The sequence below is a fragment of the Nostoc sp. DedQUE07 genome (assembly GCF_034530975.2).
GTDB lineage: Bacteria > Cyanobacteriota > Cyanobacteriia > Cyanobacteriales > Nostocaceae > Nostoc.
This window is the reverse complement of sequence record NZ_JAVRCC020000100.1, coordinates 1-10,505: the sequence shown is the minus strand read 5'-3', so window position 1 is coordinate 10,505 and position 10,505 is coordinate 1. Positions and strand designations below refer to the sequence as shown.

Annotated in this window: 11 protein-coding genes and 1 pseudogene; 5 read left to right on the top strand and 7 right to left on the bottom strand. The window is 42.1% G+C overall.

The features are described from left to right. Window positions 1-445 precede the first annotated feature (445 nt). The 3 genes from RMZ95_RS33765 to RMZ95_RS33755 form a co-directional block, all read right to left on the bottom strand. Complete coding sequence (locus RMZ95_RS33765) at window positions 446-658, bottom strand: hypothetical protein (RefSeq protein ID WP_409884510.1); 213 nt, start codon at window positions 656-658, stop codon at window positions 446-448. A gap of 36 nt (window positions 659-694) precedes the next feature. Continuing rightward, complete coding sequence (locus RMZ95_RS33760) at window positions 695-1,444, bottom strand: Uma2 family endonuclease (protein ID WP_322682368.1); 750 nt, start codon at window positions 1,442-1,444, stop codon at window positions 695-697. A gap of 63 nt (window positions 1,445-1,507) precedes the next feature. Next, window positions 1,508-2,233 (bottom strand): Uma2 family endonuclease, encoded by a 726-nt coding sequence (locus tag RMZ95_RS33755; RefSeq protein WP_322682369.1) that lies wholly within the window; start codon window positions 2,231-2,233, stop codon window positions 1,508-1,510. Window positions 2,234-2,415: 182 nt separating this feature from the next. Here RMZ95_RS33755 and uvrA point away from each other — a divergent pair, with 182 nt between their 5' ends. From uvrA to RMZ95_RS33740, 3 genes are all read left to right on the top strand, one after another. Continuing rightward, a complete protein-coding gene (uvrA, locus tag RMZ95_RS33750) occupies window positions 2,416-5,304 on the top strand; it encodes an excinuclease ABC subunit UvrA (RefSeq protein ID WP_322682370.1) in 2,889 nt (962 codons plus the stop codon). 76 nt (window positions 5,305-5,380) lie between these two features. Continuing rightward, window positions 5,381-5,713 (top strand): DUF6883 domain-containing protein, encoded by a 333-nt coding sequence (locus RMZ95_RS33745; RefSeq protein WP_322682371.1) that lies wholly within the window; start codon window positions 5,381-5,383, stop codon window positions 5,711-5,713. 17 nt (window positions 5,714-5,730) lie between these two features. Further along, complete coding sequence (locus RMZ95_RS33740; protein ID WP_322682372.1) at window positions 5,731-5,949, top strand: DUF4926 domain-containing protein; 219 nt, start codon at window positions 5,731-5,733, stop codon at window positions 5,947-5,949. A gap of 230 nt (window positions 5,950-6,179) precedes the next feature. On the opposite strand, the gene RMZ95_RS33735 is transcribed toward RMZ95_RS33740, so the two are convergent. The 3 genes from RMZ95_RS33735 to RMZ95_RS33725 all read right to left on the bottom strand — a co-directional run bounded on the left by RMZ95_RS33735 (window position 6,180) and on the right by RMZ95_RS33725 (window position 7,925). Next, complete coding sequence (locus tag RMZ95_RS33735) at window positions 6,180-6,662, bottom strand: hypothetical protein (protein ID WP_322682373.1); 483 nt, start codon at window positions 6,660-6,662, stop codon at window positions 6,180-6,182. 124 nt (window positions 6,663-6,786) lie between these two features. After that, window positions 6,787-7,344 (bottom strand): hypothetical protein, encoded by a 558-nt coding sequence (locus RMZ95_RS33730; RefSeq protein ID WP_322682374.1) that lies wholly within the window; start codon window positions 7,342-7,344, stop codon window positions 6,787-6,789. 128 nt (window positions 7,345-7,472) lie between these two features. Then, a complete protein-coding gene (locus RMZ95_RS33725; protein ID WP_322682375.1) occupies window positions 7,473-7,925 on the bottom strand; it encodes a cupin domain-containing protein in 453 nt (150 codons plus the stop codon). 202 nt (window positions 7,926-8,127) lie between these two features. Here RMZ95_RS33725 and RMZ95_RS33720 point away from each other — a divergent pair, with 202 nt between their 5' ends. Together RMZ95_RS33720 and RMZ95_RS33715 are read left to right on the top strand one after the other, a co-directional pair. Then, window positions 8,128-9,666 carry an ATP-binding protein gene (locus RMZ95_RS33720; protein ID WP_322682376.1) on the top strand — a complete coding sequence of 513 codons (1,539 nt, stop codon included), beginning with the start codon at window positions 8,128-8,130 and terminating at the stop codon, window positions 9,664-9,666. 106 nt (window positions 9,667-9,772) lie between these two features. Then, a complete protein-coding gene (locus RMZ95_RS33715; RefSeq protein ID WP_322682377.1) occupies window positions 9,773-10,147 on the top strand; it encodes a response regulator in 375 nt (124 codons plus the stop codon). A 155-nt stretch (window positions 10,148-10,302) separates the two neighbouring features. On the opposite strand, the pseudogene RMZ95_RS33710 reads toward RMZ95_RS33715, so the two are convergent. Next, a pseudogene (locus RMZ95_RS33710) lies at window positions 10,303-10,392 on the bottom strand (nicotinate-nucleotide diphosphorylase (carboxylating)); the annotation flags it as partial. Window positions 10,393-10,505: the final 113 nt, after the last annotated feature.

Sequence of the window (10,505 nt, the reverse complement as noted above, 5' to 3'; positions counted from 1 at the left end):
ATGGCAAAACTTTAGCTTCCGCCAGTGCTGACAACACCATCAAATTGTGGAATCTGAATCTTGATGATTTATTAGCACAGGGTTGCAGTTGGCTTAAGAGTTATTTGATTAGCCATCCTGATGCGGTTAAGGTGTGTCCAAGGCAGTAGGAGATAAGGAGGATGAGGGAGTTAATATTCAAAAATAGTGATCGCTTGGTAAATTAGAAATGCGATCGCAGTTGAGAACCTAATTTTTGCAGTAATTCTAAGCTTAAATGTGGCGATCACTCACTAAAAAAGAAATGCGCTCGCAGTTGAGAACCTAATTTTTGCAGTGATCCTAAGCTTAAATGTAGAGCCAAAGGCGATCGCTTGGTAAATTAGAGATGCGATCGCAGTTGAGAACCTAATTTTTGCAGTAATTCTAAGCTTAAATGTAGAGCTAAAGGCGATCACTTGGTAAATTAGAGATGCGATCGCAGTTGAGAACTCGGTGTTTCAAGTTCCAAACACAAATGATCGAGCAAAAAGGTCAAAGTTCCGAGTTCTGAACACCAATGACCGAGCAAAAAGGTCGATGTTCCGAGTTCCGAACACCAATGACCGAGCAAAAAGGTCAAAGTTCCGAGTTCCGAACACCAATGACCGAGTAAAAAGCTCGAACTTCCGAGTTCCAAACACCAATGGCCGAGTAAAAAGGTCGAACTTCCGAGTTAAACCTCTGGTTCCACTCCTAGCGCTTTTAACTGGGCTGCTAATCTCTCTGCACGCTGACTTTCTTCTTCTGCAAGCTGTTGAGCGACATTTTTCTCTTGCCGTTCTTTTGCTGCTAACTCCAAACCCCACAGTAATAGTTCGCTGTTATCATCCCACCAACGCAACCAATAACCTGTGCGGTTTTCTCGGCTTCCTTGCCATACGCCTAAAAACAAGTTCATTTCGACAATCCAGTGACGATTATTTGCATCAGGTGTTTGCAGTTTATAACGTCCGAAATCATCTCGCCGATAAACTTCTAAAACTCCCCCATCTGGTTCAAAAATGGCATAGTTTGGCACTTGTAAAATCTGCTCATAATAAAACCATTTACCAGGGGGATAGGTCGGTTTACTCGAATACTCTCCACCTTCGGTATCTGAGAGAAATTCCATCACAATTACCGGAATATCACCTTGGAGTCGTGGCGTATAACTGCGCTTCACTTCTTCTCGTGAGACTCGAATAGATGGTACATAACCCCAATCTGGTGCTTTGACGACAAATCGATTATTTAAGGTGGCACAAATACCGTAATTAGTGATGGTTAAAGCATCGGTGGGTAATCTGCCAGCAAGTTCCAAGCTTTCTGTTAAAGCAGCAACCAAGAGTGGCTGATTAATGTTATCTACTGGTTCGTTGTCTAAAACAAAATCATCAGGTAACTTTTCCCAGGTGACATTATGAGTGGCTGCATTGGCTAGCATGATCGGAATATCTCAAGTACAAATTCAATTTCTAATGACCCGATTAAAAAATTGCACACGGCGTTACTCCTGAGCAAAGGTTCGCACTTCTTCCACTGACAATCCCAAAGCTTGGGCAATCTGTTCGATGCTCAAATTCATTTGCAATAATCGGGGTATGGCATCTCTTCTAGCTTGTTCTGCAAGTTCCGCCCGTTGTCGTTCTTGCTCGGCGTTGCGAGAAATTTCTGTATAAGTTAAAAACCGTTCTCCATCAGGGCGATATAACTGCAAACCCTCTGTTAATAAAGCAAACTGAATTTTTAAACGGGGACTCACCCAATCTTCCATTTGGGGGATGACATCTAAACCGTCTTCGCTACGCAACCATCCACGCAAATTATTGCGATCGGGGTCATAAATGTAGTACTCTTCCACGCCATAGCGGTCATAAAAAAGTAATTTCTTGTCCATTTCAGTTTGGGTGTTGCTGGGAGAAAGAATTTCAAACACCACTTGCGGTGCAATTCCCTCCTCTTTCCATTGTTGGTAGCACAAGCGATCGCCTTTTGGTCTACCCAATACCACCATTACATCTGGAGCGTTAACAATTTTGTTACGTCCCTCTACGGGATACCAAAATAAATCTCCGGCGACAAATACATTTGGATCGTCGGCAAATAGCCAATCTAAATTCTGCTTGATTTCTACAATCCAGCCAAATTGTATGGTATTATTAGCTACTGGTTGTCCGTCACTATCTGGGTAGATGACCTCTGGCTGGGCCGACGGTTGGATTTGCGATACCATAGCTTCGCCCTCAGAAGGATATTTAGTCGGGATGCTTCCAAATTAGCAGACTCTTAAGGATATCTGCGCCATGAATCTGGAACGATAACTAACTAAAACAGTACGATTGTTCTACAATAAACCGATTAAAGATAGTATTATTAAGGACTGTTTCATCAGAAACTCCTTCTTTGCCGCCCAATATGTCAGACCAACAGCATGCAGCATCCTTGAATGGACATCTTCCGTACCCCAGCCACAACAGCCAGAATACCATTCGGATTCGGGGTGCTAGGCAGCATAATCTGAAAAATATTGACTTGGAATTGCCACGCGATCGCCTAATCGTATTCACTGGCGTTTCTGGTTCTGGTAAGTCTTCTCTAGCCTTTGATACCATTTTCGCTGAAGGGCAACGTCGCTATGTGGAATCCCTCAGCGCCTACGCACGACAATTTTTAGGACAACTGGATAAGCCGGATGTAGAAGCGATTGAAGGCTTAAGTCCAGCAATTTCTATTGACCAAAAGTCAACGTCTCATAACCCGCGTTCTACTGTCGGTACGGTGACAGAGATTTACGACTATTTACGGCTGTTGTTTGGTCGCGCTGGCGAACCCCATTGTCCGATATGCGATCGCTGTATTGCACCCCAGACAATCGATGAGATGTGCGATCGCATCATGGAATTACCAGATCGCACCCGCTTCCAAATTCTTGCACCCGTTGTCAGGGGGAAAAAGGGCACACACCGTAAGCTTTTGTCAAGTCTGGCATCTCAAGGTTTTGTCCGCGTGCGGATTAATGGCGAGATTCGCGAACTGTCAGATTCCATTGAATTGGATAAAAATTTTACCCACACCATCGAAGTGGTAATTGACCGCTTGGTGAAAAAAGCTGATATCCAAGAGCGTTTGGTTGATTCCCTGTCTACGTGTCTCAAGCAATCGGGTGGGATTGCAGCCATTCTTGTGAGTCTGCTTGGTGACGACGGACAAGAAAAAGAAGAAGAATTAGTATTTTCGGAAAATTTTGCCTGTCCAGAACATGGGGCGGTAATGGAGGAACTATCGCCGCGATTGTTCTCCTTTAACTCACCTTATGGTGCTTGTCCGCACTGTCATGGCATCGGGACTTTAAGAAGATTTGCGCCAGACTTGATCGTACCCGACTGGGAAGCGCCAGTTTATGCTGCGATCGCGCCTTGGTCAGAAAAAGATAATTCTTATTATCTGGAATTACTCTATAGCGTGGGACAGATTTATGGATTTGAGTTACAGACAAATTGGGGCAAGCTGACAGAAGAACAGCAGCAAATTCTTCTGTATGGAGAGAAAGATGAACGAGCCGCAGAGGCACAAAGAAAGCAAAGCTTTAAAGGTGCTATTCCAATTTTGCAACGGCAATATGAGGGTGGTTCGGAATTAGTTAAGCAAAAATTAGAGCAGTATTTAATTGATCAACCGTGTGAAGTTTGTAAGGGAAAACGATTAAAACCGGAAGCCTTGGCGGTGAAGTTGGGACAATATGGAATTTTAGAATTAACTACCGTATCAATTCGGGATTGTCGGGAGAGAATTGAGCAATTTAAGTTAAGCGATCGCCAGTTACAAATTGCTGATTTAGTCCTGAGAGAAATCAAAGCTAGATTGCAATTTTTGTTAGATGTAGGTTTAGATTATCTCACCCTTGACCGTCCCGCCATGACTCTTTCCGGTGGCGAAGCCCAACGAATTCGTCTAGCAACGCAAATAGGTTCTGGATTAACAGGAGTTCTCTACGTTTTAGATGAACCGAGTATTGGTTTGCATCAACGAGATAATGGCAGGTTGCTTAAAACCTTAACTAAATTGCGCGATTTGGGTAATACATTAATTGTCGTTGAACACGATGAAGAAACAATTCGCGCAGCTAACCACATTGTTGATATTGGCCCTGGTGCAGGAATTCACGGCGGAAATATTATTGCCCAAGGTGATTTTCAGGCGTTATTAGCAGCAGAAGATTCCTTGACGGGTGCATATTTATCAGGAAGGCGAGTAATTACCACGCCAGCACAACGCCGAGAAGGAAATGGGCGCAGTTTGGGAATTAAAAATGCCCATCGCAACAATTTAAGAAATATCGATGTAGACATTCCGCTAGGTAAACTCGTCTCCATCACTGGCGTGTCTGGTTCTGGCAAATCTACACTGATTAACGAATTACTATATCCATCTCTGCAACACCATTTAACTAAGAAAGTTCCCTTACCGAGACATTTGGATAAAATCCAGGGATTGAATGCGATTGATAAAGCGATCGTTATCGATCAATCCCCAATCGGACGCACACCACGTTCTAACCCTGCAACTTACACAGGAATTTTCGATGCCATTCGAGATGTATTTTCCCAAACAGTAGAAGCCAAAGCTAGGGGTTACAAACCTGGACAATTTTCCTTCAACGTTAAAGGTGGACGTTGCGAAGCTTGTAGCGGACAGGGTGTGAATGTTATTGAAATGAACTTTCTCCCTGATGTTTACGTGCAATGCGAAATTTGTAAAGGTGCAAGGTATAACCGCGAAACATTGCAGGTGAAGTATAAAGATAAGTCTATATCTGATGTTCTGAGAATGACAGTTGAAGAGAGTTTAGACTTTTTCCAGAATATACCCAAAGCGATCGCGCGTTTGCAAACTTTATTTGATGTCGGGTTGGGTTATGTCCAACTAGGACAACCTGCGACTACCTTATCAGGTGGTGAAGCGCAACGGGTGAAATTGGCAACAGAACTATCTCGACGCGCCACAGGTAAGACACTTTATTTAATAGATGAACCGACAACAGGGTTATCTTTTTACGATGTTCACAAATTGTTAGATGTGTTGCAACGATTGGTAGATAAGGGGAATTCAATATTAGTAATTGAACACAACTTAGATGTAATTCGCTGTTCAGACTGGGTGATAGATTTGGGCCCAGAAGGTGGCGACAAAGGCGGAGAATTAATTGCTGTGGGTACACCAGAGGAAGTTGCAAAAAATCCCAGGTCTTATACTGGGCAATATTTACAGCAAGTTTTGAAGCAGTATCCGGCGGTGAAATCTTAGTCTTTTGCAATTAGGGTACATTGCATAAAGGTCATATCCAGGTCAAAAAAGCGGAGAAGGTTGTAGCAAAAGTATTATGAAACTTCCTAACCGTGAATGCGCTATCGTTGAAATAGATAAAATCGCGGGTTACTGTCTCAACCCCGAACATCCAGAAGGAAAACACAAAGCCCGTGTATTTAAATCTGCACTAGGCTTAAATTTAGATGATGCAGAAGAATTACAAGCGATCCTTTTACAAGCAGTAGCAAATTATGATGCTATCCCTGGTAAAAGCAATCCATACGGTCAAAAATATATCATTGATTTTCCCCTGAATCGTTCAGATAAACAAGCAATTATTCAAAGCGTTTGGATAGTGCGTAATAATGAAGGCTTCCCCCGCCTAGTCACCTGTTATGTAATCTAAGCAATGAGGTAATACCGATGAAATTATTAGATGTGGTTGCCCTAACTGAAGACTTACCAGAATTGGGATTACATCGCGGTCAAGTAGGAACGATTGTAGAAGAATATGAACCTGGAGTTTTTGAAGTAGAATTCAGCGACTTAACAGGAAAAGCTTATGCCATAGAAACTTTAAATGCTAGCCAGCTAATGACTTTATATCATCAACCAATTGGTGGGAAAACATTATTAGTTTAACTGCAAAACCTTCAAAGACTAAGCACTCTGAAGGTTTTGTCGATATTTGGCGGTATAGGGAAAAGAAAATCAACAAATAAACAAACTTGTATCAACATGAAAAAACTTTCCCAAAGCCTCAGCTTGTTTTTTAGTGACTTATAATCGACAAAATCCCCAACTTATCAAACAAGTTGGGGAGCTGCGGTTTGCAATTCTTACAAATAAAATAGAATTGCAATAAATGTTTATCAAGTTGTAGCTAAAGCTGGTTCTGCTAAAAAATATTTCAGATTTTCTTGCTGGGTAGCAAATTTCAAATATTGAGATGCCATTTCTGGTGTTAGCAATTCAATCATTAACCTGTTTTCCACCCAGAACTCAATCACATCAAAGAAAGAATCGCGGTTACAGCGCACTACACGCCAACCTTCACGAACACCAATTTTTTCAATTTCTTGCTGACTAATTGGTACAGAGATAGCTGCATGAATATCTGTATACCTGGAAGTAATAGCAGTATGTACAAATACGCATTCTTCATCACCTTCACCAGGTTCTATTTGAGAACCTAAAGGATAAAGTTCAATACCTGTACCGTATTCATCAAAAGGTAGAACCATATAACTTCCTGGATTAGGAGGAAAGGGAACAGCTTGCGCTTTTAAGATTTCCCCCAGAACTTGAGCAACATGACTAGGGTTTCTAACAGCAATTGAAATATGGTGAATCATAGAATAACCTCGTTCGATATCTTGTAGATTAGAAAACAATCGGGTAAAACTAGGGGAGGCAGGGGAGAGAAAAAATTCTTAACCTCAGCGTATTGGGTTCTATGCAAATTGAATGCTCATTAGCTTATTGAGGTCGTCCATAATGAGCGCGACCCTTGCCATCGGCAGTCTCAAGTACTAAAACTTGCTGCCCATAATCATTCGTCTCAATCGACCACTGGTAAGTCTCAGGCTTTGCTGTATTGCGGCTGGAGTAGGTGCGCCCGCTATTGCAGATTTGCCCTTTAGATGTGCTGTCGCTGGGTTGAAAAGTCAGGCGTTGAGCCTCAATCTTAACTTTGCCTTTTTCCTCTATGAAGAGATTAGACGCACAGTTGTAGGTGTTGATTTGAATCAGTCTATTTCGCTTATAATTCCCATTAGATGTAAGTTGGAATTGGTCGCTAGAGCCGTTTGGGGCTGCGGACTGCCCTGTGTAACTGTCTTGGTATTGGATGGATGAAATCCGGCCATACCGCCACTCGCCCTGAAGTTCAGCAGGCACTCCATTATCGTTACCCGCCTGACTCGCGCTTGGGTAAAAAACAAGGCTAGCGGTGAAACCCAAACTTAGGGCAGTAGTAGCGAAAAAGCGGACAGTTTTTGCTCTGGAATAGAGTTGCTTGTTGGTTATTGAGTGCATAGCATTTCTGTAGAAATAGATGTATTTGTCAACAAAAGCGATTTACAACGCGAACTCTGCGTGTTTATATATTGCCTATCCCAATGGGGGCACACATATGTGCGCCCAAATCCACCCAAAGCAAAATTTCATGCAATAAACTGCAATCCATATTTGCTCAAAACAGGCTGTACTTTTTCCATGTTTAGGGATGCACTATCTGCTACTTGACCCATTTCTTCATAAAACTTTTTCGCGCCCTTGGGTGAAATTAAAACCAAAAATTTCGCAGTAGCAGAACGAATTTTAAAGCCGTGTGCTGTATTGTGAGGAATGTTAACGAAAAAGCCTGGTGATGCCAAAATTGTTTCTGTACCAATTTGGATGTCTAGTTCACCTTCTAGAATATAAAACGCCTCTTCCCAAGGGTGAGTATGAAGTGGTGGGCCATTTTCCTCTGTATCTGTAATTTCATAAATTGTCCACGCTTGATTAGTCTCTTCTCCGGTTACTTTTGTTGTGAACTGTGCACCAATAACTGAAAATTGATTTCCTTCTCCTGATGCAAGAATAGTTGGTTTTCGGATGGTTGCACTTTGCATACAAGTTACTCTTTGTTGTGTAATTTAGTAAGTGACTTACAAACTTGATTTGATGTTTTTAACATTAGAAATTAATCGGGGAGAACTAGGGTAGATAAATGGGTAATTGCTATTTTTTTGTAACTGATTATTAAGATATTGAACTAAGGTTAAAATCTCTAGAAACAATTAGTAGCCTATTCTGGCTAAAGTCGATATTTCTATGCCTAAAGAGTCACTCAACTTCCCCAAAGCAGACATACTGGTGATTGATGACACGCCAGAAAACCTGAATCTCCTATCCGCCATGTTGACGGAACAGGGATATAAAGTTAGGAGTGTAACCAAAGGTTCTACGGGTTTACGGGGAGCAAATGCAGTTCCTCCCGACCTAATTTTGCTGGATGTGAATATGCCTGAGATGAATGGCTATGAAGTCTGCCAACATCTGAAGGCAAACGATCGCACCCGCGAAATTCCAGTAATTTTTATCAGCGCTTTGGGTGATGTGCTAGATAAGGTGAAAGCTTTTACAGCTGGCGGGGTGGACTACATCACTAAGCCTTTCCAACTAGAAGAGGTCTTAGCACGAATTGAAAATCATTTGACCATTTGGAAACTGCAACGACAACTCCAAGCCCAAAATGATCGGTTGCAGCAGGAAATTTCTGAACGCGCCAAAGCAGAAGAGAAGTTTGCTAAGGTTTTTCGCTCTAGTCCCAACCCAATTGCGATCGCTACAGTTTCGGAAGCTCGTTTTATTGATGTCAATCCCAGCTTCTTGAAGATGAGCGGCTATTGTTTAGAGGAAGTAATTGGAGATACTGCTACCGAACTTAATTTAGGTAAAAACACAGTCGCGATCGCTCAAACAATTCAACTTCTGCCGGAAACTGGTTCGCTGTACAATCTAGAATTTGAATTTTCTACAAAGTCTGGAGAACTCAAAACCATACTGATATCTCTCGAATTAATTGACTTAGGTGGAGTGCCATGTGCTTTATTAATTGCCAATGACATCACCGAACGTAAACGCCTAGAAAACGAATTTATCTCTTTAGTTAGTCATGAGTTGCGTACACCTTTAACTTCCACAATGGGAGCATTAGATTTATTGAGTTCAGGGCAACTGGGAACTCTAACCGAACAGGGACAAAAAGTCCTCAGCATTGCCACAACTAATACTGAACGCCTGATTCGTTTAGTGAACGATATTCTCGATTTAGAGCGGATGAAATCGGGCAAAATCTTTACACGGAAGGCGAAGTGCAACGCCGCAGACTTGCTAATTACGGCAACGGAAGCAATGCAAGCAATGGCAGATAAATTACAAGTTCGACTAATTATAAATCCCGTAGCAGCAGAACTTTGGGCAGATCCCGATCGCCTCCTGCAAACCCTCACCAATTTACTGAGCAACGCGATTAAGTTTTCTGAACCAGGTGACACTGTGTGGATAAGTGCCACTCTCTCAGAATCTAAAAGCGTTGAATCTGAAGAAAATCAGCCTTCATCACCCAACTTTCTTTTAATTACGATCCAAGATGAAGGGCGAGGAATTCCTGAAGATAAATTACAAATCATCTTCGAGCGTTTTCAGCAGGTAGATGCATCTGACTCCCGTAACAAAGGAGGAACAGGTTTAGGACTTGCTATTTGCCGAGATATCATACAGCAACATGATGGTAAAATCTGGGTTCAGAGCATTTTAGGCAAAAGTAGCACTTTTTATGTACTGTTACCTTTAGTAGACTCTCAATAGCAGCCTTTAATTACCCAAATCTCCCCTACTTCTACCCGATTGCATTCTAAAATAGCTGAAGACTAATCAAGCTAATCAGCATCACATATCATGCGAGAGTGACAATATGAGCAGAAATATCTTGATTGTTGATGATGAAGAAGATGTGCAGGCGATCGCAAAATTGGGATTAGAAATGGCTGCTGGTTGGAACGTGTTGACTGCTTGTACTGGTTGGGAAGCGTTGAATGTAGCAGCCAACTCTAAGCTTGATGTAATTTTACTAGATATGATGATGCCTGATATGGATGGGCGTGCCACTCTGCAACAACTCAAGGCTAACCCCGTCACTAAATCAATTCCCGTAATTTTACTAACTGCCAAAGTCCAGGAGTCCGCTCAAGAGGTGTTTACTGGCTTAAATGTAGCTGCTGTCTTTGCCAAGCCTTTCCGTCCCTTGAAACTAGCAGCGCAAATCAGTGAAGCATTAGGCTGGAACTGAATTTTTTTGAGTCGTTACAGCAAATTTTGCTCTCTTATATAATATATTGATACACAAGTGGGCAAAAGTGCGTACAAAACGATTCGGCGTTGGATACTATCTGTCAGATTGAGCCGCAAAGGAAATGATCTATAAATAATTTACGCTCTGGGAAAGCGATCGCCCCTGCCAATATCCTCCAACAACCAGGCACGCAAGAGAGGATCTAAAACCAACCAGGGAGGCAAAACAGCACAATAGCTCACAACTTTAAACGCTTCCTTAGAGACTTCAGCAATACTATACCCTGAAACCCTTACTTTTTAAGGCTTTGATAGTGATGCAGAAGCCATCCAAAAATATTTTGGGAAAAATAGTT

Excerpts from the sequence above, each read along its gene's own strand:
- RMZ95_RS33760 (WP_322682368.1), bottom strand. The coding sequence starts at position 1,444 with ATGCTAGCCAATGCAGCCACTCATAATGTCACCTGGGAAAAGTTACCT.
- RMZ95_RS33755 (WP_322682369.1), bottom strand. The coding sequence starts at position 2,233 with ATGGTATCGCAAATCCAACCGTCGGCCCAGCCAGAGGTCATCTACCCA.
- uvrA (WP_322682370.1), top strand. The coding sequence starts at position 2,416 with ATGTCAGACCAACAGCATGCAGCATCCTTGAATGGACATCTTCCGTAC.
- RMZ95_RS33745 (WP_322682371.1), top strand. The coding sequence starts at position 5,381 with ATGAAACTTCCTAACCGTGAATGCGCTATCGTTGAAATAGATAAAATC.
- RMZ95_RS33740 (WP_322682372.1), top strand. The coding sequence starts at position 5,731 with ATGAAATTATTAGATGTGGTTGCCCTAACTGAAGACTTACCAGAATTG.
- RMZ95_RS33735 (WP_322682373.1), bottom strand. The coding sequence starts at position 6,662 with ATGATTCACCATATTTCAATTGCTGTTAGAAACCCTAGTCATGTTGCT.
- RMZ95_RS33730 (WP_322682374.1), bottom strand. The coding sequence starts at position 7,344 with ATGCACTCAATAACCAACAAGCAACTCTATTCCAGAGCAAAAACTGTC.
- RMZ95_RS33725 (WP_322682375.1), bottom strand. The coding sequence starts at position 7,925 with ATGCAAAGTGCAACCATCCGAAAACCAACTATTCTTGCATCAGGAGAA.
- RMZ95_RS33720 (WP_322682376.1), top strand. The coding sequence starts at position 8,128 with ATGCCTAAAGAGTCACTCAACTTCCCCAAAGCAGACATACTGGTGATT.
- RMZ95_RS33715 (WP_322682377.1), top strand. The coding sequence starts at position 9,773 with ATGAGCAGAAATATCTTGATTGTTGATGATGAAGAAGATGTGCAGGCG.